This is a genomic window from Clostridiales bacterium (assembly GCA_025757645.1).
Taxonomy (GTDB): Bacteria; Bacillota; Clostridia; order Oscillospirales; family Oscillospiraceae; genus CAG-103.
This window is the reverse complement of the sequence record CP107216.1, coordinates 557501-582998: the sequence shown is the minus strand read 5'-3', so window position 1 is coordinate 582998 and position 25498 is coordinate 557501. Positions and strand designations below refer to the sequence as shown.

Below are 25498 nucleotides of genomic sequence, written 5' to 3'. Positions count from 1 at the left end.
AAGGAGCATTCCCATGCGCAGATCCGATCGAGAGATCACCGATTTTCAGGAGCTCATCACCGTCATGCGCGGGTGTGACGTCTGCCGCCTCGCCCTGCACGACGAGCCGTATCCCTACATCCTGCCGCTGAACTTCGGCCTGGAGGTAGACGGCGAGACTGTCCGCCTGTACTTCCACGGCGCAAACACGGGCACGAAGTACGACCTCATTGCCAAAAATCCGAATGTCGCGTTCGAGATGGACCGCGGGCACGCGCTCATCCTCGACGATGAGCACGGCAACTGCACCATGACGTACGAGAGCGTCATCGGTCAGGGCCGCATCTCGGTCGTGCCGGACGCGGACAAGGAGCGCGCGCTGCGCGTGCTCATGGCGCAGTATCGTGCGCCGGACTTTCCGTATTCGAAGGCCGTCATTCCCGCGACGACCGTCCTGTGCCTGACTGTCGAGCACATGACCGGCAAGCGCCGCGCGAAAAAGCACGGCTGAATGCACCGCACATAACGAGCAAAAGAGCCCCCGCTGGCAGTGCCTGCGGGGGCTGTTTTTGTGATCCTGCTGCAGATCAGCGGATGAAATTGGTGAACTTGCGCGCTTCCGTCTCCGGGCGCGGGACACCGGCGGCATCGCCGGCTGCAATGCACTGCAGCAGCCAGAGCAAATTGCGCGCAAGCTGGCGCATGGTCTGCAGGCCCTCCTCGTCCTGCGCGACGTCCTCCGGGCGCGCGCCGTGCACCATCGGCCAGTACTGAGAGGACACGACCGGCATATTCGAGATCATCGGGTATTTGACCAGCTGATCGAGCGCGGCCGTCGTGCCCGCGCGGCGCGCCGAGACGACACAGGCGCACGGCTTATTCGCCCAACTGCCGCCGGCATAGAACAGCCGGTCACAAAAAGCAGACATCGCGCCGGAAATCCCGGCATAGTGTACCGGGGAAGCGAGCACGAGCGCGTCCGCCGTCTCCATCGCGTCGATGGCATCGTTCACCAGCCCGCCGCGCACGCAGCGGCCGGTCGCATTGCATCCACCACAGGCGGTGCAGCCGCCCACCTGCTCGGCGCCAACGGTCAGGATCTGCGTTTCAGCGCCTGCCACCTGAAGCACCTGCTCCATCTCATGCAGCGCCATATAAGTGCAGCCACGCGGGTGCGGGCTGCCGTTGATCATGAGAATTTTCATCGTATCACCTCACGCGCAGGATAGCACAAATCGCCGCGCAGCGCAAGCGCGCACGCAATGCCCCAAAACGCCTTGCGCGGCAGCAAAACCTGCTGCCGCGCAAAGGAAAAGAAGGGACGTATGCCATGGAGTGGGGGGGAAAATGAAAGGAAGAAATGCGCATGGTGATACGGGAAACATGACGCGTCGGGCAGCCGGGCATACACAGCCGCCCGACGCGGAGAGGAACGGCTTCGCCGCTATGCGCCGCGGCGAAAGCCGGATCAGGCAGAGATCAGATGGCGCTCCAGCCGCCGTCCACGCACACGATCTGGCCGGTGGTGTAGCTGCAGGCCGGGGAGGCAAAGTAGGTGCACAGGCCGTCCATTTCGCCGGTCTCGCCGTGGCGCTCCATGGGGCAGCACTCGAGGTGCGCCTGATGGAAGAAGGGCGCGTCGATGTAGGCCGCGGTCATTTCCGTCGGGAAGTAGCCCGGGCAGATGCAGTTGACGGTGATGCCGTCGCGCGCCCAGGAGTTGCCGAGCGAGCGCGTCAGGTTGACGATGCCGCCCTTGGCCGCCGCATACGGTGCCGTGTCCACGCCCTTACGGCCGCAGACGCCGTGGATGGACGAGACCATGATGATGCGGCCGTACTGATTGGGCTTCATGGACTGGCGCACGACCTCGCGGCAGGTGAAGAACTGCCCATTGAGGTCGGTGTTGATGACGTTGAGCCAGTACTCGTCCGTGAGCGTGGCCGGGTCGCCGCCGCCCGGAATACCAGCGGCATTGACCAGAATGTCGATCTTGCCAAAATGCGCGACGACGTCGCTGACGCAGTCCGTGATGCTCTTGGAATCCTGCAGATCCATGTAATGCGGATAGACCTTGACGCCGTATTCCGCCTCGATCTCCCTGGCGTTTTCATCCAGACGATCGGTGCGGCGGGCGACGAGCGCGATGTCTGCGCCCGCGTTGGCCATTGCCTTGGCGAACTGAAGGCCGAGACCGGAGGAACCGCCGCAGCAGAACGCGACCTGGCCGGAAAGATCAAACAGATTGTTTTTCATAATAAAGCCTTCCTTTTATAAAAAATTCAGTATGGTTTAGAAGAACCAGCAGTTTTCGTAGGCGCTGAGCGTGGCATCGGCCATCGTGCCGCCCTTGTTGGCGTCGCCGACAAAGACGACCTTGTCGAACGCATCCTTGAGCTGCTGCTCGTAGCTCTTGTCGGGGCGATTACCGAGCGCCATGATGACGATATCGGCCGGGCGGGTGACGACCTCGCCGGTGTCGGTCTTTTTGAGCTCGACCGCGCCGTCGGTCACGCCGGCAATGGCGTGCTCGGTCAGGACCTCCACGCCGCTCTCGGCGAGCAGGGACAGCAGCTTGTAGCGCGCGGTGCGGTAGATCGTGACACCGACCTCCTTCTGCATCTCGACGACCGTGACCTTGTTGCTGTCGCACAGGAAGTGCGCGACCTCAAGGCCGACATGGCCGCCGCCGATGACGGCAATGTTCTTGCCCTCGAAGGAGACGCGGCCCATGAGCACGTCCTCAATATAGTAGACATTGCTGCGGTCCACACCGGGAATGTTCGGCACGATCTGATCGCCGCCGCAGGCGACGACGACGCCGTAGGGATCGAGCGCGCGCAGCGTCTCGACCGTGGCGGGTGTGTTCAGGCGCACCTCGATGTGGTACTCCTTCATCTCGGCCTTCATGGTCTCGATGAGCTCGGCCACCATACCCTTGCACGGCGCTTTCGAGGCCAGCACGGCGCTGCCGCCGAGATGGTCACGGCTCTCGAAAATGACCGGGTAATAACCGCGCTTTTTCAGCAGGAGCGCAGCCTGCATGCCGCCGGGGCCGCCGCCCACGACCGCGACCGTGCGGCCGGCGCCGGTCTTGACCAGGTTCTCGTCGCCGTAGACCGTGGCGCGGCCGGTGACGGGGTTGATGGCGCAGTGCAGGTTCTTGCCCGCGACGACGGACTTGTTGCAGTTCATGCAGCCAAGGCACTTGCGGATGAGATCCTCACGGCCGGCCATGGCCTTTTTGACCACGTCGGGATCAGCCAGCTGCATGCGGGACATGCCGACAAAGTCACTCACGCCCTCCTGCAGGAAGCGCTCGGCCGTCTCGGGGTGCTTGATGGTGTTGACGGCGATGACAGGCACATTCACGGCAGCCTTGATGGTCTTGGCCAGATTCTTTCTCCAACCCTCGGGGCTGTAGCACGGCTCGATCATGGTCGGTGCGCTGGCATACACGCCGCAGGACACATTGAAGTAATCCACATACGGCTCTAGGTATTTGGCGATCTCGGTGCAGGCAGCGAGATCGTTGCCGCCCTCGACGAAGTCATTGCCGTTGATGCGCGCGCCGACAACGAAATCACGGCTGACGGCGGCGCGGATGCCGGTGAGGATACGCACGAGGAAGCGGCAGCGGTTTTCCATGCTTCCGCCGTATTCGTCGGTGCGCTTGTTGGTGTAAGGGCTCAAAAACTGCTGCACGAGATAGCCGTGCGCCGCGTGGACCTCGACACCGTCGGCACCGGCCAGCTCGGAGTTGACCGCCGCCTGCACGTACTTCTCGACCAGGTTGTCAATGTCCTCAATGGTCATCTCGCGCGGCAGAATGGTCGCGCGGCCGACGACGGAGTTGAGCTCCACACTCGGAGCCATGGCCTGACGGCCGCCGTTGCAGGCCGGGGGCGCCTCGCGGCCGCCGTGATGCAGCTGGATGAAGATCTTTGCGCCGTGGCGATGCACCGCCTCGCAGATGAGCTGGAAGCTCTTGATCTGCCGGCTGTCATAGATGCCGAGCTGGATGGGGTTGCAATGGCCGCTGTCGGCGTCCACGGAGGTGAATTCCGGAATGATGAGGCCGCAGCCGCCCTTGGCGCGATCCTCATAGAAACGGATCTGCTCCGGCGTGGTGCAGCCGTTCCAGTCGCCCATGAGCGCGCCCATGGCCGTCATCACGACGCGGTTGCGCAGCTCGAGGTTGCCGATCTTTCCGGGCTGAAACAGTTTTTCGTACTTCATGAGGTGTTTCTTCTCTTTCTTTGGAGGATTCCGAAACCGATGCTGTCTGCTTGTGCAGGAACGACATGGGATGCGGATTCTGCCGCCGCATCCGTGCCTTTGCAAATATTTTAACCATCTGTTTTGCGAATTTCCATATGCACGAAACACCAAAAAAAGCTTGATTTTGTGCGGGACAGACAATCCCGCCGCCGTGCACAACGATCCTGCCCGACGTGGAAACGACCGCCGTTGTGTGCCGTGCACAACGACCCGCCGCCTTTTTGTCGCACAGCACAACGGCAGCGGTTGCGCCCGCACCCCTCCGTGTAGTATAATTGAGTTAAATATTTTTTTAACAATTTTAGTATATCCGAGGAGGCACGACCGTGAAATTTTCCGAACTGATCACAAAGCTGCATTCGGCCAGTCAGCCGCATATGCTCATGTACATCGACATTCGTTCCGACTGCGAACTGGCGGACGTCAACATCCTTGCCTCCGGTCAGAGCGATGTGCAGGCCGGAACGCTCTATTTTGCCGACGCGGGGCAGCTGACACCGGACACCGTACTGCCGACCAACCTGCTGTACTACGGCACGCTGCCGCCGGAGCTAGCGGACAGACTGACGAACAGCGCCATGATCGATCGCGGTGAATTTGCCGTGCTGTTTCAGACCGTAAAGGAACTGCTGAGCTACCAGCAGTCCGACCAGCAGCTCTATACACAGGTGCTGTATATGCTCTGCAACGGTGCGGAGCTGGACCGGGTGCTGACCAAAATGACCGACGTCACCGGCGACCTGTTCGTCGTGATCGACAGCACGGGAAAGCTCGTGGCCAAGACGAAAAACTTCTATGTGGACTACCCGCTGTGGATGCGGAGCATCGAGCAGGGATACTGCAGCGATATTCTAATGGAGTACATCGAGGACCGGCGGCGCAAAAACGAGTATTCCCTCTCGGACAAGCCCTTCACGCTCTTTTGCGAGCACATGCAGCGCTATCTGCTGTGCACGCGCATCGTCTACGACAATTTCATGATGGGCTACGTCATCATCGTGAGCAAGACCGGCATGTTCAGCGCGGCCGAGCAGCAGATCATCCCGCTGCTGTCCAACTCGGCAAAGGAGCGCATCGTCAAAAGCAACAACGGCAACTGGATCGATTACCGCGCCTCCCAGCTCAACAACATCTTTGCCGATATGCTCGCCGGCGCGCAGAACGTGGACATGGAGCGCCGCATGAAGCTGGCCAAGCTGAGCTTTCCGGAGCAGAAATGTCTGGCGATCATCCGGCCGGTCTATTATAAGGAGCCGGCCTACTACAAATCCCGCCTCATTCCAGATATGCAGGCCATCTTCGGCAAGACGGCCTTTTCGGTGGTCAAGAACGATCTGGTGCTGCTGCTGACAGCGGCGGACGGCGGCACCATCACGCCCGAACAGCGCGCAGCACTGGAGCAGTACACGCAGGGGCACCGGCTGATCGTCGGCATCAGCAACTGTTTTCAGGCCAACAACCAGCTTTCACTCCACTATAACATGCTGCTGCAGACCTTGCAATTGGCCAAGCAGATGCGCTCGGACCAGAAGCTCTTCTTTTTCTCGGACTACGTGTATTACGCGCTGCTCGATCAGGTCGAGGACAAAAGCCTGCTGTCCTTCATCCGGCATCCCGCGCTCGACACGCTCATCCACTACGACCGCGAAAAAAGCGCCGAGCTCTACCAGACGCTGCGCGTATTCACCAAATGCGGCTTTAACAAGGCGCACACCTCCGAGCGGCTCTTTCTGCACCGCAACACCGTCAACTACCGCATCGCACAGATCGAATCCATCTGCGGGATCGACCTTTCGACGACAGAGCTGCTGTTTTCGCTCCAGCTGTCTTTTCTGATCGACGGCTACCTCAACAACGTCGCCTTCTGACGGCGGCCGCAGCCTGAAAACCGGACCGGCAAAGCTTGCCGGTCCGGTTTTTTGCGTCAAAAACGGTTTCCGGAGCAAAATGCGGATTGGTCTCTATGACAAAATTTTGACCGGATACTGTGCACGGCAAACATTGTCGATTTCCTGTCAAGCAAATATAATGGGCACAACCGAACAAAACCGATGTGTATCCCGCAGGGACACACGAACGCAGCTCCGCAGCCGTCCGTCGCGGCGGTGCGGAGCGCTCCGGACGGCTGTCTGCCCGGCTGCCGGAGCGCAGGACCATGTCAATGATAGAAAGGAGAATCTCGATGGAAAAGACGATCGAGAATATGGATCGCAACCGCCTTGGAATCCTGATCCGCTGCCTGGTGATTTTGCTCATCACCGGCGTGACCAACTCTGCAGCCGTATTTGTTTCCCCGCTGGCAGCACACTTTAACTGGACCGCAGACGCCATCGCAAACGTCAGCACGACCATGCTGCTGTGCTGGACGCCCGGCGCTCTGATCGGCGGCACGCTCATGTCGAAGATCGGCGCAAGAAACGCCATGCTGCTCGGCGCCGTGCTGTTCCCGCTCGGCACGCTGACCAGCAGCTTCGTGCCGCAGTCGTCCCCGTGGCTGCTGTATGTGACCTTCAGCTTCCTGCAGGGTCTCGGCAACGGCCTCGCCTACACCGTGGCCACCTATGTCTCCACCGGCTGGTATCCGGACAAGCGCGGCCTCGTTTCCGGCCTGTGCATGGCCTTCACCGGTGGCTCGTCCGCCTTCCTCGCGCCGATCTGCTCGAAGCTCGTGCAGTCCACCGGCATCATCTCCACGCTGCGCATCGTCGGCCTCGTGTCCCTGGTCGTGTGCGTCGTGTGCGCGCTCGGCGTCCGTCAGGCGCCTGTCGGCTACACGCCCGCCGGCTTTGCCGGCTCCGCCTCGAGTGCGGAGACCCAGCTCGAGAGCTATAACGTGCGCCGCGCGCTCAAGACCCGTCCCATCTGGCACCTGATCGTGTGCACCGCCTTCTTCCCGACGATGTATATGATCATGTTCCCGCGCTTCTCCGTGTACATGACCGACGCCGGCTTCACGCTGAGCGCGGCCACGCTGGGCGTGTCGATCTACTTCATCGCCAATACCCTCAGCCGCCTGTTCCTCGGCGCGCTGTGCGACAAGATCAGCTACAAGCACGTCTACGGCATCTGCGGCGTACTGTGCATCCTGTCCGCCATCTGCCTGATCGCCGCGCACTCGCTGTTCATGTTCTACCTCGGCTATGCGCTGCTCGGCCTCGGCTTCGGCGCCACCAACAGCGTCTACCCCGTCACGATCAACAAGTCCTACGGCCCGGTCTACGCCGGCGGCATCTACGGCGTGGCCCTGTTCGGCTACATGATCTTCTGCACGCTCATCACGCCGCGCATCAGCGCCGCGCTCGTTGCCTCCACCGGCGGCTACACCGCCTCGTTCATCTATGGCATCGTGCTCTCGTGCGTCGCCGTTGTGTCCATGTACCTGATCCCGAAGGTGGATCGCAAGCCCCTCGATGCGGCCGAGAAGCAGGCCGAATCTGTGTAATCCCGATCGGAAGAGGTGTCAACATTGGGCGTCATCGGCTGTATCCTTGGTTTTCTGATCGTTATCTATCTCTGCTATAAAGACTGGTCGGTCTATCTGGCCACATTTGCCGGCGCGTGCGTCGTCATCGCCTGCAACACGCTGCCGTTTATCGACAGCCTCGTCGGCGACTATGTCAGCGGTATGTTCACCGCCGTCAAGAGCTTCTTCTTCATGATCCTCTTCGGCTGCCTGCAGTCGAAGATCTACACGGAGAGCGGCGCCGCCTACACCATCGCCGACACCGTCATGAACCGCCTGCTCAAGGAGAACATGAGCAATACCGGCAAAAACCTCATCGGCATGTCTGTGATCCTGGTCATCGGCACCATCCTCAACCTCGGCGGCATCATCGCCGGCGTCGTCATCGTGCTCATGTACCCGATCGCGCTGGTCATTTTCGAGCGCTGCGATATCCCGAAGAAGTTCATCCTCGGCATTCTGGGCGCGGGCTCGTTCACCTTCACGCTGACCGTGCCCGGCAGCCCGCAGGTCACGAACGTAGCCGCCATGACCGTGCTCGGCACGGCGGCCGATGTGGCACTGGTGCCCGGTCTCGTGGGCGCGGCGGCGGAGATCGCCGCGATCCTCGTCATCATGAACCTGCTCATCAACCGCGCCCGCAAACGCGGCGAGCACTTCGAGCTCCACCCGCTCGACCCGCGTTATGACAGCACAGGCAGCAAGCCGAAGCTGATCGTCGCCCTCATTCCGATGGCCGTCCTCTTCCTGCTGTTCAACATCTGGAAGCTCAACATCAACATCTGCCTGTTGTGCTCCATCGCGCTGTCTCTCGTGCTGTTCTGGCCGCAGCTGCGCCGCAGGGATCTCAAGGCCATGCTCAACAGCGGCGCCGTCGACTCCGTGCCCATGACGATGACCGTCGCCGCAATCTGCGGCTTCGCCGGCGTCATCACCAACACGGACGCGTTCCAGTCCATGATCACCGCCATCACAAGCATCAGCATCGCGCCGATCCTCATCTGCTGGGTCGTTGTGGCGCTCATGTGCATGCTCACCGGCGGCTCGTCCACCGGCCAGCTCGTCGCGCTGCCGATCATCGCGCCGAAGCTGCAGGCGCTCGGTCTGACGGCCAGCACCATCCACCGCGTGTCCGCGTTTGCGGCCACCACGCTCGACTCCATGCCCTATTCGGGCAGCATCCTCATGCTGCTGCCCATGTGCCACATGAAGCTCAAGGAGGTCTACCCCGCCCTGTTCGTGACGACCGTCATCGCCACGACCGTCGGTACCGCCGCCGTCACGCTCATGTGCGTCCTGTTCCCGGGTCTCGCCTGAGCCCCGTCAACTCACACCATATCACAACAGAAAGGAAGTCAAGACATGAAAGAATTCAAGAACAAAGTTGCCGCCATCACCGGCTCCGCCACCGGCATCGGCCGCGCCTTCGCTGAAGAGGCTGCCAAGCGCGGCATGCGCCTCGCCCTCATCGACATCAACACCGAGGGTCTCGAGGAGACCAAGGCCATCTGCGAGAAGGCCGGCGCGCCGAAGGTCGTCACCATCAAGACCGACGTCACAAAGTATGAAGAGGTCCGCTTCAGCATCCTGCGCGTCATGCAGGAGTACGGCCAGCTCGACCTGATGTTCGCCAACGCCGGCATCGCCACCGCCGGCTGGGTCTACAACCATCCGCCTCAGGACTGGGCCTGGGCCATGAACACGAACGTGCTCGGCCTGACCTATTACGTGCACGAGGTGCTGCCCATCTTCAAGCAGCAGGGCACGCCCTGCCACTTCCTGTTCACCGCATCCATCGCCGGCCTGATCACCGGCCTGCGCTACAATACGGCCTACCTTGCGAGCAAGCATGCCGCCGTCTGCATCGCTGAGGCCGTGCGCGACCTCGCCGAGAACGACCCCGACTACAGCATGATGGGTGTGAGCGTGTTCTGTCCCGAATATGTGCACACGAACATCCACAACAGCGAGGATCACCGCCCGGCCGACTACAGCGTCCCGTGCGACCCGTTCTACGCCACCGACAGCTACTGGGATTACCGCCGCCTGTTCGACAGCAACATCACCGTCAAGGGCATGAACCCCGCCTTCGTCGGCCCGTACCTGTTCGAGGCTGTCGAGGAGAACCACATGTACAAGGTGCCGCATATGCACACCCACGAGCAGATCCGCGCACGCCACAGACGCATCGAGTCCGACCTCGAGCGTGAGGAAGCGCTGCATGAGAAATACGCCCCGCTGCAGAAATACTGATCCGATCCCTTTCTTTTCGCAACACCCCAAAAGCCCCGCCGGTTTTCCGGCGGGGCTTTCGCGATTTCTGTCCGGTTTCTATCCCCGCTCACAGCTCCTGCAGCATGAGGGAAGATAATGTACAATAAGGTGCGCAAATTGAAAATCGCATAAAAGAAGACATAGCATGCAGGCTCTGGTAGAATGAAGTTACCACACACCATTCTGAAAGGAGACAGCAAACTATGTCCGAGAAAATTGTACAGAGGAAACGCTGACCTACTGCGATTTTCCCAGCGAGCATTGGACCCGCATCCGTACCAACAACGTGATCGAGCGGCTGAACCGTGAGATCTGCCGCCGCACCCGTGTGGTGGGGACATTCCCTGACGGGAACTCCGCCCTGATGCTGGTCTGCGCCCGACTTCGCCACGCGGCGGGCACCCAGTTGGGCTGCAAGAAATACATGAACATGAAGCACTTGGAGGCGGCTCTGGACGACGCCCCCATTGCCGGCTGACTTCATTCAGCCGGAGCCTGCAAATACATTTGCGCATAAATCTTGACGGGATCGCCGAACCTCACCTATACTCGTCTTCTACAGCAAAAAATCGGTGCAGACCTTGAATTTCTGAACATACAGGTTCAAGTATCTGCACCTTTTCAAATAATTACTTGTTCAGTGCTGCCATAATCTCTTCTTTATAAGGCATCGCCGGTGCTGTACCGAGCTTTTCGACCGCCAGTCCGCCGGTTACATTGCCGTATATAAGCGCAGCTTCAAAGCTCATTCCCGCCGCAAGCGCCGCAGTAAAGCCGCCGTTAAAGGCATCACCTGCTCCCGTTGTATCAACAACATTTACCTGAATCGGCGCACCGGTAAACTCAGACTGTGCATTTTTGGCATAATAGCCCTTGTTTCCGAGCGTGATGACAACATTCTTAACTCCCTTGCCGAGAAGAACATCTGCCGCCTTTGAGGCGCTCTCATAACCGGTAACTGCAATGCCTGTTATAATTTCTGCTTCTGTTTCGTTGGGGGTGATGTAATCTATGCCGTTCAACACCTCATCAGGCAGCTTTCTTGCCGGTGCAGGATTAAAAACAGTCGTCACACCTGCCTGCTTTGCCATATCAAGCACCTTGTAGGTAGCCTCCGGATTTGTTTCAAGCTGGCAGAGAACCGTTCCCGCTGAGGCGACAGTTTCTTTAAGCGCCTGAACCTCCTCGGGCTTGAACTCTCCGCAGGCACCGATAATTACAATGATTTCGTTCTGTCCAGTCGCTTCGTTTACGATTATCAGTGCAGCACCTGTGTCAGAATTTTTATCAACAATGATTTTTGAGGAATCGATTCCCTCTTTGTCATAGAAATTAAGTGCCAGCTTTCCGAAGTCGTCCTCACCGAGTCTGGTTACAAGTGTTACATCGCCTCCGGCTCGCTTTGCAGCTACCGCCTGGTTGGAGCCCTTTCCTCCCGGTCCGCTTTTGAAGGACACACCCATTACCGTTTCGCCCTCTGTGGGAAACTTAGGGGTTCTGCCGGTAAGGTCAGTTACATAGCTGCCAAATACTACTATCTTTTTGTTTTCCATTGCTTTTCTCCTTTTGCTGACACGCTGCAGCTATCACAATTATATCTGAATATCGAACATTTCGTAAAGGTCAAGTCTGTCAATGTGCAGAACAAGCTTGCCGTCTGAATACTCAAAGCCCATTTCCCTGCCGTCTGATACGCGGGTGATCTTTGCAGGCTTTTCCGTCCTTATGCAGATATTGAAGTCAAATACCGGCAGAACCTCATCTGCGTACTGCAGGTTGATTGCAGACAGATATTTGCCCTCTTCATCCTCCCACAGCTGATACTCAACCACATACGGCGTATCGTCTGAAGCGAAGCGCATCTCAGGCACATACTTCTTTACAAATGATGTGAATACCTTTCTGGGCTGTGTCAGGCTTGTGTTCTCAAAGGGTGCACATACCCATATTATCTTGCCCTTGCCGACCTCTGCTTCCATCATTGCAGGGTAGTCTGTTGCGATTCCGGGTGGGTCTGAGTGCATGGATGCACTCTCATTGCGCGGGTCATTCGGATCCGCTTCCACCTGAAGCTCGAGGTCTGCACATACCAGGAATGAGCTTGCCTGCAGTGAATACGGCAGCGTCAGCTTTGCAAGCACCTTGCCGTTCGTTGCTCCTTCAAGAATATACGCACTGTCGTACACTGTCAAAGGATATTTTCTGCTGTACTCACCAAACAGCGATGCCACCTCATCCTCGGGGGCAATATAGGTGATTGTTTCGTCGGTACGTCCCGTGATCTTTCCGCCGAAAATCTCCTCAACCAGAGGCTGTGCGCTGTGACCGCTGATATACGCTATGCCGCCGTCTTCGACATAAGCCTTCAGCTCAGACATATTTTCCTTGCTCATATTGGGCGCATCGCTCACGATAAGCATTTTTGCTTTGCCCCACTGCTCAGGGTGGAAGCTGGTATACACGCTGTAGGGTATATGCGCTCTCTGCAGCGTTTCGCTGACATTGATGCTGCTGTCAAGATGCGGTATTGCCCTGCTGATGTTCTTGCTCTCAGAGATGTCCATAGGCGGCATCTCCTCGTCGTACTTGCCATGCAGATTGAAGTATATGCCTATATCCGTGCAGGGCTTGCCCTTTGAGAAATACTTTTCAAATTTTGCCGCATCATCATATACATTCTTAAGGCGGCTGTACACCAACGGTTCATATGTGCCGGTCATATCCACTGCGTCAACAAATATGTTGCTGCCGTGATTGATAAATGACAGCATTGCATGGAGCTTCATCATTACCTCGGATTTAATAGTGGTATGCTCGTCAAGAGACGGCTCGCACCTTGAGGTAGTATAGTTGAACGGCAGATTGGGCGTCATATTGTAGTACATTTTGCAGGCAAAGGTCTGCTGAGAAAAACCGCCATACAAATCGCCGGAAACTGCATCGCTTGCAATCGTGGCATTCTCGGTTACGCCCATCATCCAGCTTCCCGGCATGGTGGAGTTCTGCATTTCGACAACTGCGCCGGGATTGACCATCTTGACGGAATCGTAGATGTACTGCATATAGTCCTGCAGCCACTCCTCGCGCTTGCGCTGGAAAAGCTTCCAACGTTCGTCCTTCCAATTGACAATTCTCGGCATTTCTCCGCCGACTTCCTTTTCCCATCTTGCTCTGCAATTGTCGCAGTAGCATACTGTGGGCCAGAAGGTCATATCCGCAAAAAACGCCTCATAGGGACCTACATATTCAGTGAAATCTGCAATCTGGTCTCTGCAGAACTTTTTGTAGCCCTCGCTGTTCGGGCAGCAAAGGCCGAATCTTCTGCCCTTGTCGCGCGAATAGTGGCCGTCTATGTCTTTAATTCTCCACTCGGGATGGTGGTCATATGCCCAGTTGTTATAAATCATGCTGAAGTATACATCAACATCCATTCCGCCCTTGTGCATTTCATCGTACAGCCTTTTGAATGCATCTTCATTTCCGATGAGACCCGGGTGCATTTCGCCAACCTTTGTAGGCCAGTAGGAATAGCCGTAATGGGACTGAATGTACATCATTCCCGCCTCAGCACCTGTTGAGATAATGTCCTTAGCAAGAGCCTCCGGGTCAAACTGCTTAAGGAATTCGTCTCTCGTTACATTTACATGCATATCAAGAGAGTATTTCTTATATTTATCAGAATATCTGAATGCCATGATCGCGCTCCTTTATTTTATATCTGAATATCGAACATTTCGTAAGCACATACTTCTTTACAAATGATGGTGTGTCGTGGCTTCATTCTGCCAAAGCCTGTAAGCTATGTCTTTTTATGCTCTTTTCAATTTGCGCATGTTTTTGAAAGAGCCTAATTGAACTCAATTAGGCTCTTTTCATTAATTCTTTTCTTCTTGCTTTTCTTTCAAAGAATCCGCTGATACGCTTGTTGTTCAGCGCAATACCCATTACGATTATGAGCATAACACCCAGCACAACATCCTGCATCTTGCTCGGGACACCCAGAGCAATCAATGCATTGAACATCATGGAAAGGGTGAACTGGCTTATGAATACACCAAGCGTCAGATTGCACCATTCCTGAATTGCAAATGCAATCAGCACGCCCATAAGAGGCTGGAATATCATCGAGATACTCCTCAGGGAAGAAACCGTGGTAATGCTGTTTGCATAAGAAATCTGCAGGATTGCGGTAATGCCGATAAAGATACCGGCAAGCACAAAGGTCATATACTTGGTATTCATTGCATTGACGCCAAGTGCGTTGGCGAGAAGCTCCTCATTACCTACCGCGCGAATGTGGCAGGCAATGCAGGTTTTATTGTATATGTAATAGAACAAGAGTGCGCTTGCTCCCAATATAATCAAACTATAGGGGAATTTGCCGATAATGCCGACATCAGCGGGAATTGTCTTGCTGACGCCGAGACCGATTTTCTGTGCAAGTATCTCGTAGATGAGCAGCAGGCCCAGAGATACAATGAGACAGGGAATCTTCAGCAGCTTGTACACAGTGCCGTTAATTACACCCAGCACAACGCCAACGGCTATGCAGCCGATGATGAGGCCGGGAATTCCCATTGTGTTTCCGAGAGAACCTCCTATCATTGCAGCAATGATCATAGCAGATGCGCAGCTGAGATCGAACATACCAATTGCGTTGGTAAAGCACATTGCATATCCCAGAGTTGTAGGGATAATGGCTTGAGACAGAACAATCTTCAGAGAATGGAAGCCGTAATTATCTATGCAGGCAGTCAGAATTAAAAAGATGACCACCGGTACGGCAAGTACGATAAATATATTGTTCTTTTTTTCCTTCATAACAGTAAACCTTTAACAACGATTATTGTCAGTAATAATGCAGCTGCTGCATTACTTTTCATAAGGGGAAAACGTGCGTCATTCATAACACATATAAAGCAAAAACGCAGAGATGGGTGACGGTTTTTTCAGTGCCGGGGGGAGAATAAACCTCCCCCCGGAATTTGTGTGGTGTTAAGTTCAGGCTAATTGAACACAATTACTTTGCAAAGGGAACATATTCAACGCCGTTGGGTCCCTTTACGGGTGCTGCGAGGTCTGCATGTGCAGCATAAATGTCGGCGAGGTTGAATGCATTACCCCAAGCGATGATGTCTTCACCGGTTACATCGGGATTGTAGGTGATGAACAGGTTCTGCAGCTCTTCAAAGGTGTAAGTAGGAAGTGCTCCTTCGCAGAACTTGCTGTAATCCTTGAACTCTTCAGCGGAGCCGACTGCACCGAAGGAGATGGGAACATCCCATGCCTGTCCACCGAGGCGGCCGCCATTGAGGATTGCGTTCATCTCGAGCATACCGCAGGCAATCTGAACGGGGATGTAAATACCGCCCTGTGCGCAAATGATTCTATCCTTCTCGAAGCAGGTGTCGAGTCCGGTCAGGAAGTCAATAACGCTGATCTTGATGTGGTTGTCGGGGTCGTACTGCTCAAGCGCGGAGAGCGTGCCGTCGAGGATGTTCATGCCCATGGAGCAAGCGATGTAAACACCGTCGAGGTCGGGATTTGCAACGATGAAGCTTTCAACTGCCTGTGCTGCGTCAGCTGCCTGCTGGAGGTCTCTTGCCTCAGCAACAACTTGCATGCCGTACTCGTCAAGCGCCTTCTGCATGCCCTTTTCACGAAGTGCTGCGCAGGAGCTGCTCTTGTCCAAAGAGATGAGGCCGATCTTCTTCATGCCTGCTTCGCCCATTGCCTTAACTGCTGCATAGCCTGCGTTCAGGTCGGACTGAACTGCGGTGCCGCAGAAGTAGGGAGATGCGTATACAACATCACGTACCTCGGGGTCGAGGATGTCGCGCCATGCAACTGCCCAGTAAACCTTGTTCTCTTCGCAAAGCTTTGCAACCTTGATGAGCATAGTGTCGTTGCAGGGGCAGATGGTGATCATATTGCAGCCTGCAGAGATAAGTTTCTCAACGCTGGAAATCATATGATCGGGGTCGGTCAGGTCGTCAGCTTCTGCAACTGCGGTGCCGCCGTTGGGGAAGTTGCCGCACAGGTAAACCATGTTCTCAAGGTAGGAATACTGTGCAGGGTTTGCGGTGTTTTCCATGGGGATGCCGAGCTTGAACTCGGGAAGTTTTGCTGCGGGATCTTTCCCCTCAGCGCCTTGCTGGCCGCATGCACAAAGTGCAAACACCATAACTGCCGCCAGCAAGAGGGCGATGACTTTCTTCATATTTTTTCTCCTTTTTCTTTTCATTACTCTGCCGGTAATGAGAATTACAAAATTCACTTGATTACCTCTACGCTCTTTCTTTCAAATGTAAGCGCAATTACAATAAGGAATATAAATCCCTTGATAAGTTGCTGAGTCAGTGTCTCAACGCCCCACAGGGTCATACCATTTGCAAGTGCCGCCATCGTGATGCTGCCGATTACCGCACTTCTGAACTTAACGGACGAGCCGCCTGTGATCAGCACGCCGCCGAGCATCAGCGCCTGCAGCGCATTGAATTCCAAATTGCTTGCCGTGCCGATATTAGCAGCACCGGAGCGGATGAGGAAGAAGAATGCAACAAGACCGGAGGCCAAACCCGTGAACACATAGCTTCCGTACTGAACGAGCTTTACTCTTACGCCGGACTGTCTGCAGACTTCCAGCCTTGAGCCTATTGCGCGGCAATGCTTGCCGAACATGGTGTACTTAAACAGTATGAAGCTAATAATACCGAATACCAGCGCAACTGTGATTTTAAGCTGCTGAGAATCGAGCATCATCATCTTGATGGGTATGGACTGAACACCCGACTGGAGCAGCAATTCAACAAAGCCCTTCAGGATGAAGGACATTGCTATTGTAGCAATAAACGAGTCAATTCTAAACTCCGTAACAATCAAGCCGTTCAGCAGGCCGCACAGCAGTCCGACCAGCAGCGCAACCGGCAGGACCAAATTGCCGCTTATAGATGATGCGTGTGCCGCAAGTGCCGCCGCAAGTGCCACAACGCCGCCCAGGGACATATCGTTTTTGCCCTGCGCCATAACAAAAATCAATGCGTATGTAACAATCAGAAGGCTGAAAGCCTCGTTGAACAGCGTGTTGAAGTTTGTCTTTGTAAATACTTTTCCGCCGCTGACCGCATTGAAGAATACCAACACTAATATGAGGCCTAATACGGGAATAATGTCAGACAGGTGCGCCTTGATCCAGCTTTTTGCCCCGCCGTTTTCATGCTTTTTTATATCCGTTTTCATTAGAAAGCACCTATCACCTATATCATGTAATTAATAATATCTCTGTCGGACAACTCTTTGCTTCTCTGAAACTCTTTTGTGATTTTGCCGTCCTTCATGATAAGCAGTCTGTCGCTCATACCTATCAGCTCAGGCAGCTCCTCGGAAATCAGTATTATGGTCCTGCCGTCCGCTTTCATTTTTTCCATGATGCGGTAAATCTCCGCTTTAACGCCGATGTCTATGCCTCTGGTGGGACAGTCCATTATCAGAACGGAGGCATCGAAGCCCACCCATTTCGCAATAACGACCTTCTGCTTATTGCCGCCGGACAGATGCATACAAAGCTGTTCCATTCCGCTGGTTTTGATTTCGAGCGTATTTATGTAGGAATTCGTAAACTCCTTCTCTCTCTTATCCGTGATGAATATGCCCTTCTGCAGCTTACTCAGGGACGGAAGGCAGATGTTATCACGAATGCTTGCTGCTGTGAGAATTGCTTCTTTGTCGCGGTCCTTGGAAATGTAGCCGATGCCCAGCTTCATTGCATCAGTCGGATTTTTGAACTCAACGCCGCCATGATACCTGGTAACGCCGATCGTACGCGGTTCAAGACCGAATATCAGCTTGCCCAACTCGTGCATACCGCACTCGTTCAGGCCGCCTATGCCGAGTATCTCGCCCTTATACGCATCGAACGAGACATCGGTAACAATTCCCTGCGTAATATGCTCAACCGAGAGGACAACCTCGTCCTCGTGGCTCGGCTTGAAATCCTCGCGATAGTAGGCTCCGACCATTTCTCTGCCAACCATCAGCTGCTTGATCAGATCGGCATTGAATTTCTCCTTCGGCACCTCGTCAATGTAAATGCCGTCTCTGAAAACCGTCAGATAGTCGCATTTTTCCATAAGCTCATCTATGTCATGTGAGATGAAGATTACGGACTTGCCCTCTGACTTCATCTTTTCCATCAAGCCGTAGAGAATATCGCGGCCGTTCTTGGAAAGTGCGCTGGTCGTCTCATCTATTATCAGAACCTTTGGGTCTGAATACATTGCTCTTGCTATCTCTACAAGCTTTCTGTCCTCAAAGGAAAGTCTGCCGCAGGTCATTCTGGCGTCAATGTGCTGCATCTGAAGCTCATCAAGAATCTTCTGTGCGGCATTCGCCATTTTTTTCGTATCCAGCCTGATGCCGTTATGAAACTGCTTTTCTTTTCCGATGAATATGTTTTCCGCAACGGTTGTGCTCGCAAAGGTCCCCTGCTCCTGAACAATCATGCAAACGCCCTTAGCTGCTGCGTCAATCATATTCTTAGGGCAATACGGCTCACCATCCAGGAAGAGTTCACCTGAATCATAGGGATAAATGCCCGAAACGATTGAACACATCGTGCTCTTGCCTGAGCCGTTCTCGCCCATCAGGCCGTGGATTTCGCCGGGCCTCAGGCAAAAGTGAACATCATTCAATGCCACAGTAGGCGGGAAAGTCTTAATTATGTTTTTAGCTTCAAGAAGAAAACGGGTACTCATCAGTTATCACCATCAACAAATTATTCGTTGAGAAGCTTTATGCCCGAGCTTGTGCCGAGTCTGTCTGCACCGGCCTCAAGGAGTGCAAAAAGGTCTGCCTTGGTCTTCATACCGCCTGCTGCCTTTACTTTTACATAAGGTGCAACATTGGCCTTCAAAAGCTTTACATCCTCCAGCGTTGCGCCACCGGTGCCAAATCCGGTTGAGGTCTTAATATAGTCGGCCTTTGCATCCGAAACGCACTTGCAAAGTGCGATTTTTTCCTCGTCAGTCAGATAGCAGGTCTCAATGATAACCTTCAGAATCTTGTCCCCGCACGCCGCTTTGACGGCCTTGATCTCTTCGGTAACAGCATCAAACTTATGCTCCTTTGCCCAGCCGATGTTGATTACCATATCGATTTCATTTGCGCCGTCTTCAATTGCCTGCTTTGCCTCTGCAACCTTGATTGAAGTGGTGGAATATCCGAGGGGAAAGCCAATTACGGTGCATATATTGACATCCTTATATTTGTTGTGAATGTAATTTACAAAGCTTGCCGGAATGCATATAGATGCAGTGCCGTATTTCAGCGCCTCCTCTGCAATGGCTTCAATCTGCTCTGTTGTGCTAAACGCCTTGAGGAGCGTATGGTCAATGTGTCCGTATACTTCTTCTTTCTTCAATGTTATATATCCTTTCAGCTTTTGTGAAAATATTTATTTATCACAAGTTTTGTTCATCCTGTAACATATGTTAACATAAAGAAAAATTTGCGTCAATATTTCAAAACTTTTTTGTGAATAGTTCATAATATCCATCTCTTTGTTTGTATAAAACCAACACTTTTTTAACATCCGCTCTTTTTAGCTGTTAATCGGCAGCAATTGTTAACACATTTTGTTGACATGTTAACATTTTGCTTTGCTGTATAACAAAAGTCATTTATCTGATTGCCAATACGCACATTTTCTCAGAATAATGCGAAATTCGGCGCATTTCAGATGAAATATCCGGCTTATAATCGTATTACCGCGCCTCTGTATCCCAGCAAATCTGCAAATTTTGTTAAAACCAAGGTGCATTTCCCCTTTGTTGCTATTGAATTTTCTCTGTCGCTGTGATAAATTTGTTATAAATTAAAAATATTACGAGCATTTTGTTAAATACCGTTCAGAAAAGGAGAAGGCTTATATGAAGAACAAGCCCGAGCGTATCAGCTGTATTCTCTCCATCCTGGCAAACAGAGTAGGTGAATCCATAAGCGCGCTTGCCTCGGAAATCGGAGTCTCGGATATGACCATACGCCGAGACTTGCACGAGCTGTCCGCGCAGGGATATACCACCGTTATCAATGGCGTTGCAATTCTGAATGATAACCAGGATGGCTCGAAGATAAAGAAGGACTATTTCATTCACGACGAGAGACAGAGCATGTCCGGCAGCAAGGAGGCAATCGGTCTGGAGGCCTGCAAGCTCATTGAGCCGAATGATATCGTTCTGATAGATACGGGTTCCACCACAGAGTGTATGCTCAAGCACTTAAATCTGGACTTTCCCATCACGGTAGTGGGCTACACTCTGAACACTATGGTTGCCTGCCAGAACAGAAGCAACATCTCTCTCATTTGCGGCGGCGGATTTTACCACAGGAACACCGAGCTTTTCGATTCTCCCGAAGGAGTCGCGCTTATATCCAGACTGAATATCAACAAGTGCTTTATGGCAGCAGCTGGAGTAACTTCAAAAGGAAACCTTTCATGCATCGAGCCGTATGAATTTATGTACAAGAAGGCGGCTATCAACTCATCATCCACAAGAATTCTACTGGTCGACTCATCGAAGTTCGGCAAAATGCGTCCCTGCATGTTCTCAAATCTTTCAGATTTCGACATGGTAATTACAGACAGCGATATAGGCGGAAACTGGATTAGCCTCTTTGAGCAAAGCAATCTGAAGTACATAATCGTCTGATGCGTGCTATTATCTGTTTTGCGCATCCTTAGCACCGCTTCATCTATTACAACAAGAATTCAACAGGCTCAGAGTCGGAATTTCGACTCTGGGCCTGCTATATCTTTGACCCGCAGGTGTTGGGTGTTCAAATTCTCTCGGGGGGCATTTGCGCCTGTCAGGTCTTGCTTTCGGTCTTGGCGGTGTCCGTCCCGGCAAGAAGCTCGTCCGGTAATGTCATAAGCCCCTATCCACTCAAAGCCTTTGTCGTCTCCCAGAGAAAAGGCTAGGGACTGTCCGGGCGGCGAAGGGAGCTTTTCTCATGGATAAGCACCCTCGTTGTCGGACTGTCTTTCAGCTCGGCAATAAACAGCAGACTGCGGATTACCGCCGCCTGTTCGACAGCAACATCACCGTCAAGGGCATGAACCCCGCCTTCGTCGGCCCGTACCTGTTCAAGGCTGTCGAGGAGAACCACATGTACAAGGTGCCGCATATGCACACCCACGAGCAGATCCGCGCACGCCACAGACGCATCGAGTCCGACCTCGAGCGCGAGGAAGCGCTGCACGAGAAATACGCCCCGCTGCAGAAATACTGATCCGATTCCTTTCTTTTCGCAGCACCCCAAAAGCCCCGCCGGTTTTCCGGCGGGGCTTTCGCGATTTCTGTCCGATTTCTACCCCTGCTCACAGCTCCTGCAGCATGAGGGAAAACGCCTCCCGGAACGTGAGCCGGCTGCGCACGGTGAGCTGCACATCCGGCGCGCCGTCCACCGTGACGGCGTAGAGCGTCTGCGGCGGCAGATTCGTAAAGATGCACGACCGGTGCCTTGCGTCGAGCGTTGCGACCATGGTATTTTCGCGCGTCTCGCGCACCTGCCAGAGCCGCACCGTCACGGGCGCATCCGGCAGCGCATCCGCCGAGACGACGAGCCGCGCCGTTCCGGTCGCAAACACATGCTCGCCGACCTCCTCCGCCGTGCCGCTGACCTCACGCGCGACAAGATCGGTCGCACCGGCCGGGAGCGCGGCGGACACAGCGCCGCCCGGCTGGCCGAGGATCACGAAGGTCTTGCCGATGAACACAAGAAGCACGGCCAGCAGCACGCCCAGCACCGCGCAGAGCGCGCGCAGGCAGCGCTTGCGGCGGCGCATTTTTCGCGCCAGAGCGCGTGCGATCCCGTCCGTACCGGGATCCTCCGCCGCGGGCGCAGCGGGCGTCAGGTCGCGCCGCAGCTGCGCATATTGCGCCCGGCAGGCCGGGCAGGCGTCCATGTGCGCCTCGAGCGCCGCACGGCTGTCGGCGCTGCAGCAGCCGTCCAGATAGAGCGGCAGCAGATCCGCAGCCATGCCGCAGGTAATCGGGTTCATGTCGATCCCTCCATTCGTTCGATGATTTTGTTTTTGGCGCGAAAGTACGTGACCTTCGCCCACGATTCGGACTTGCCGAAGATGTCCGCAATGTCGCGGAAGCTCAGCTCGCCGAGCGTGCGCAGCAAAAACACTTCCTTATACTGCGCGCCCAGCTCGTGCACGTAGCGGTAGATCTGCCGCGCCTGCTCGCGGTCAAGAAAGCGCTCGACGAAGTCCGTCTCCGCCGGCAGGGGCTCAAGCGCGTCCGCGCCGACCGTGCGCGCGCTGCGCCGGCAGTCCTTGAGGTATGCGTTTTTCGCAATGGCGCACAGCCACGTCTCAAGCTTGCTGTCGCCGCGAAACGAATCAAAATGGGTGTAGGCGCGGTAAAAGGTCTCCGCCGTGAGCTCTTCGGCGACGGCCGCATCTCCGCACAGGGAGCGCAGGTAACGGAACACGAGCGGACTGTAGGTTGTAAATATGACGTCGAACGTGTCCATCCTTGCCCCTCCCATCTTGATGTTCTGTCTATAAGAGTCCGCTGCATGCAAAAGGTTACAGCGGATCTGCATTTTTCTTCTGCCGTGTCTGAAATCCCACGGCAGGGCCATTGTATCACAGCAGCGCGGAAAACGGTGCAAATATAGCAAAAGACCGCAGTCAAATGACTGCGGTCTTCTGTGTTGGCATTGACCTATCTTCCCGGTCCGTCTCCAGACAAGTATTGTCGGCACTGGTGAGCTTAACTTCCGTGTTCGGAATGGGAACGGGTGAACCCTCACCGTTAAAAACACCAACTATGAACCCTCGTGGCACACCACAAGGGTGGTACACCATCAGGGACTCGAACCCTGGACACCCTGATTAAGAGTCAGGTGCTCTACCAGCTGAGCTAATGGTGCTCAAGGTTTGTCTGCACCTTCAAAACCGAACAGAGGATGAAGAATTCACAAGGCGGTTTGCCTGCAATGTTCTTGTAGGTCAAGCCCTCGGGTTATTAGTATCGGTCAGCTCAATGCATTACTGCACTTACACTTCCGACCTATCAACGACATAGTCTCTGTCGTCCCTTACTCCTAATGGATGGGAGATCTTATCTTAGGGGGAGTTTCACACTTAGATGCTTTCAGCGTTTATCTCGTCCAGACGTAGCTACCCAGCTGTGCCGTTGGCACGACAACTGGTGCACCAGAGGTCTGTCCATCCCGGTCCTCTCGTACTAAGGACAGCTCCCTTCAAATCTCCTGCGCCCGCAACAGATAGGGACCGAACTGTCTCACGACGTTCTGAACCCAGCTCGCGTGCCACTTTAATCGGCGAACAGCCGAACCCTTGGGACCGAATACAGCCCCAGGATGTGACGAGCCGACATCGAGGTGCCAAACCTCCCCGTCGCTGTGGACGCTTGGGGGAGATCAGCCTGTTATCCCCAGGGTAGCTTTTATCCGTTGAGCGATGGCATTTCCACTCACATACCACCGGATCACTAACTCCTACTTTCGTACCTGCTCGACCCGTCGGTCTCGCAGTCAAGTTGGCTTATGCGTTTGCACTCTATGCACGATTTCCGTCCGTGCTGAGCCAACCTTTGAGCGCCTCCGTTACGCTTTTGGAGGCGACCGCCCCAGTCAAACTGCCCACCTAACAGTGTCCCCCGACCAGATTCATGGCCGCAGGTTAGAAAACCAGCAATACAAGGGTGGTATTCCAAGGTTGCCTCCATCCGAGCTGACGCCCGGGTTTCGCTGGCTCCCACCTATCCTGTACATGCATTACCGATCTTCAGTATTAGGCTACAGTAAAGCTCCATGGGGTCTTTCCGTCTAGTTGCGGGTAACTGGCATCTTCACCAGTACTACAATTTCGCCGGGCGGGCTGTTGAGACAGTGCCCAAATCATTACGCCATTCGTGCGGGTCAGAACTTACCTGACAAGGAATTTCGCTACCTTAGGACCGTTATAGTTACGGCCGCCGTTTACCGGGGCTTCAATTCGAACCTTCGCTTGCGCTAAGCTCTCCTCTTAACCTTCCGGCACCGGGCAGGCGTCAGCCCCTATACGTCATCTTTCGATTTAGCAGAGACCTGTGTTTTTGGTAAACAGTTGCTTGGGCCTATTCACTGCGGCCTCCCGTAGGAGGCTCCCCTTATCCCGAAGTTACGGGGTCAATTTGCCGAGTTCCTTAACAACCCTTCTCCCGTTGGCCTTAGGATTCTCTCCTCATCTACCTGTGTCGGTTTGCGGTACGGGCGCCTAATCAATACACACAGCTTTTCTCGCCACAGAGCATCTCCGACTTCCCTACTGATGTTCGGTCCCTTGCGCCCGGGTCAACCAACGCCCGGGTTCGGATATCTCTATGTGTCCCTGTGCTTAACAATTTCGGCGGCTACGGAATTTCAACCGTATGTGCATCGACTACGCCTTTCGGCCTCGCCTTAGCTCCCGGCTTACCTTGGGCGGACGAACCTTCCCCAAGAAACCTTAGATTTTCGGCCATTATGATTCCCACATAATTCTCGCTACTCATTCCGGCATTCTCACTCGTGTACTGTCCACATGTGCTCTCGCTCATGCTTCTCCCTATACACGACGCTCCCCTACCATGTCCTTAGACATCCCAAGCTTCGGTTGGACGCTTAGCCCCGTTATATTTTCCGCGCAGGGTCACTCGACCAGTGAGCTATTACGCACTCTTTTAATGAGTGGCTGCCTCTAAGCCAACATCCTGGTTGTTTTTGCAACCCCACATCGTTTTCCACTTAGCGTTCATTTGGGACCTTAGCTGTGGGTCTGGGCTGTTTCCCTCTTGACAATGAAACTTATCTCACACTGTCTGACTGCTGTGCACCATTTATCCGGCATTCGAAGTTTGATAAGGTTCAGTAAGCTCATCGCCCCTTAGCCAATTCAGTGCTCTACCTCCGGTAAACTAACACAACGCTAGCCCTAAAGCTATTTCGGGGAGAACCAGCTATCTCCGAGTTCGATTGGAATTTCTCCGCTATCCACAAGTCATCCCCGGTCATTGCAACGAACGTGGGTTCGGTCCTCCATTGGCTTTTACACCAACTTCAACCTGCTCATGGATAGGTCACCCGGTTTCAGGTCTATGGCCACTGACTCGACGCCCTATTAAGACTCGGTTTCCCTTCGGCTCCACAACTGAATTGCTTAACCTCGCCAGTGACTATAACTCGCCGGACCATTCTACAAAAGGTACGCCATCACACTTTAACGTGCTCTGACTGCTTGTAAGCACAAGGTTTCAGGTACTATTTCACTCCCCTCCCGGGGTTCTTTTCACCTTTCCCTCACGGTACTGCTTCTCTATCGGTCATCAGGTAGTATTTAGGCTTGGAAGGTGGTCCTCCCATGTTCCCACCGGGTTTCACGTGTCCGGCGGTACTCTGGATACTCGCTGTCAGTCTTCTCTTTCGTCTACGGGACTCTCACCCTCT

At 54.5% G+C, this 25498-nt stretch carries 19 protein-coding genes, 1 tRNA gene, 2 rRNA genes and 1 pseudogene (1 of these 23 only partly in view); 8 read left to right on the top strand and 15 right to left on the bottom strand.

All coding sequences use genetic code 11. From position 1 onward, the window contains the following. Positions 1–13 precede the first annotated feature (13 nt). Positions 14–490, top strand: a complete 477-nt coding sequence (locus OGM61_02755; GenBank protein ID UYI85003.1) for a pyridoxamine 5'-phosphate oxidase family protein — start codon at positions 14–16, stop codon at positions 488–490. A 76-nt stretch (positions 491–566) separates the two neighbouring features. Here the strand turns inward: OGM61_02755 and OGM61_02750 are convergent, their stop codons facing one another. The 3 genes from OGM61_02750 to OGM61_02740 all read right to left on the bottom strand — a co-directional run bounded on the left by OGM61_02750 (position 567) and on the right by OGM61_02740 (position 4218). Further along, positions 567–1184, bottom strand: coding sequence for a flavodoxin family protein (locus OGM61_02750; protein UYI85002.1), 618 nt, complete (start codon positions 1182–1184; stop codon positions 567–569). A gap of 274 nt (positions 1185–1458) precedes the next feature. Continuing rightward, positions 1459–2235 (bottom strand): SDR family oxidoreductase, encoded by a 777-nt coding sequence (locus tag OGM61_02745; GenBank protein UYI85001.1) that lies wholly within the window; start codon positions 2233–2235, stop codon positions 1459–1461. A 36-nt stretch (positions 2236–2271) separates the two neighbouring features. Beyond that, entirely contained in the window at positions 2272–4218 is a 1947-nt protein-coding gene (locus OGM61_02740; GenBank protein ID UYI85000.1) for an NAD(P)/FAD-dependent oxidoreductase, read from the bottom strand. Between the two features lie 368 nt (positions 4219–4586). On the opposite strand from OGM61_02740, the gene OGM61_02735 reads away from it, so the two are divergent. From OGM61_02735 to OGM61_02715, 5 genes and pseudogenes are all read left to right on the top strand, one after another. Further along, entirely contained in the window at positions 4587–6128 is a 1542-nt protein-coding gene (locus OGM61_02735; protein ID UYI84999.1) for a helix-turn-helix domain-containing protein, read from the top strand. Positions 6129–6442: 314 nt separating this feature from the next. After that, positions 6443–7702, top strand: coding sequence for an MFS transporter (locus OGM61_02730; GenBank protein UYI84998.1), 1260 nt, complete (start codon positions 6443–6445; stop codon positions 7700–7702). 15 nt (positions 7703–7717) lie between these two features. Next, complete coding sequence (locus OGM61_02725; GenBank protein ID UYI84997.1) at positions 7718–9040, top strand: hypothetical protein; 1323 nt, start codon at positions 7718–7720, stop codon at positions 9038–9040. A 45-nt stretch (positions 9041–9085) separates the two neighbouring features. Then, positions 9086–9976 (top strand): SDR family NAD(P)-dependent oxidoreductase, encoded by an 891-nt coding sequence (locus OGM61_02720; protein ID UYI84996.1) that lies wholly within the window; start codon positions 9086–9088, stop codon positions 9974–9976. A 244-nt stretch (positions 9977–10220) separates the two neighbouring features. Beyond that, positions 10221–10475, top strand: a pseudogene (locus OGM61_02715) (transposase). 151 nt (positions 10476–10626) lie between these two features. Here OGM61_02715 and rbsK read toward each other — a convergent pair. From rbsK to deoC, 7 genes are all read right to left on the bottom strand, one after another. After that, a complete protein-coding gene (gene rbsK, locus OGM61_02710) occupies positions 10627–11550 on the bottom strand; it encodes a ribokinase (protein UYI84995.1) in 924 nt (307 codons plus the stop codon). A 39-nt stretch (positions 11551–11589) separates the two neighbouring features. Continuing rightward, a complete protein-coding gene (locus tag OGM61_02705; GenBank protein UYI84994.1) occupies positions 11590–13692 on the bottom strand; it encodes an alpha-L-fucosidase in 2103 nt (700 codons plus the stop codon). A 166-nt stretch (positions 13693–13858) separates the two neighbouring features. Then, complete coding sequence (locus OGM61_02700) at positions 13859–14818, bottom strand: hypothetical protein (GenBank protein ID UYI84993.1); 960 nt, start codon at positions 14816–14818, stop codon at positions 13859–13861. Between the two features lie 199 nt (positions 14819–15017). Next, on the bottom strand, positions 15018–16217 hold the full coding sequence (locus OGM61_02695) for a substrate-binding domain-containing protein (GenBank protein UYI84992.1): 1200 nt from the start codon (positions 16215–16217) through the stop codon (positions 15018–15020). A gap of 53 nt (positions 16218–16270) precedes the next feature. After that, on the bottom strand, positions 16271–17236 hold the full coding sequence (locus tag OGM61_02690) for an ABC transporter permease (protein ID UYI84991.1): 966 nt from the start codon (positions 17234–17236) through the stop codon (positions 16271–16273). Between the two features lie 17 nt (positions 17237–17253). After that, entirely contained in the window at positions 17254–18750 is a 1497-nt protein-coding gene (locus OGM61_02685) for a sugar ABC transporter ATP-binding protein (GenBank protein ID UYI84990.1), read from the bottom strand. 20 nt (positions 18751–18770) lie between these two features. After that, complete coding sequence (gene deoC, locus OGM61_02680; GenBank protein UYI84989.1) at positions 18771–19415, bottom strand: deoxyribose-phosphate aldolase; 645 nt, start codon at positions 19413–19415, stop codon at positions 18771–18773. A gap of 508 nt (positions 19416–19923) precedes the next feature. Between deoC and OGM61_02675 the strand changes: the two genes are divergently transcribed. Further along, a complete protein-coding gene (locus OGM61_02675) occupies positions 19924–20703 on the top strand; it encodes a DeoR/GlpR family DNA-binding transcription regulator (GenBank protein ID UYI84988.1) in 780 nt (259 codons plus the stop codon). Positions 20704–21004: 301 nt separating this feature from the next. Then, entirely contained in the window at positions 21005–21283 is a 279-nt protein-coding gene (locus OGM61_02670; GenBank protein ID UYI84987.1) for a hypothetical protein, read from the top strand. A gap of 88 nt (positions 21284–21371) precedes the next feature. On the opposite strand, the gene OGM61_02665 is transcribed toward OGM61_02670, so the two are convergent. The 5 genes from OGM61_02665 to OGM61_02645 all read right to left on the bottom strand — a co-directional run. Further along, positions 21372–22055 (bottom strand): zf-HC2 domain-containing protein, encoded by a 684-nt coding sequence (locus tag OGM61_02665; protein ID UYI84986.1) that lies wholly within the window; start codon positions 22053–22055, stop codon positions 21372–21374. Next, the gene (locus OGM61_02660; protein UYI84985.1) at positions 22052–22537 is read right to left on the bottom strand and encodes a sigma-70 family RNA polymerase sigma factor; all 486 of its coding nucleotides are present in this window, start codon (positions 22535–22537) and stop codon (positions 22052–22054) included. The genes OGM61_02665 and OGM61_02660 overlap by 4 nt, the downstream gene beginning before the upstream one ends. A gap of 181 nt (positions 22538–22718) precedes the next feature. Then, positions 22719–22835: ribosomal RNA gene (rrf, locus tag OGM61_02655) — 5S ribosomal RNA — on the bottom strand. Between the two features lie 28 nt (positions 22836–22863). Further along, positions 22864–22939: transfer RNA gene (locus OGM61_02650), tRNA-Lys, on the bottom strand. A 75-nt stretch (positions 22940–23014) separates the two neighbouring features. Further along, positions 23015–25498, bottom strand: a 23S ribosomal RNA gene (locus tag OGM61_02645) (it continues 354 nt past the right edge of the window).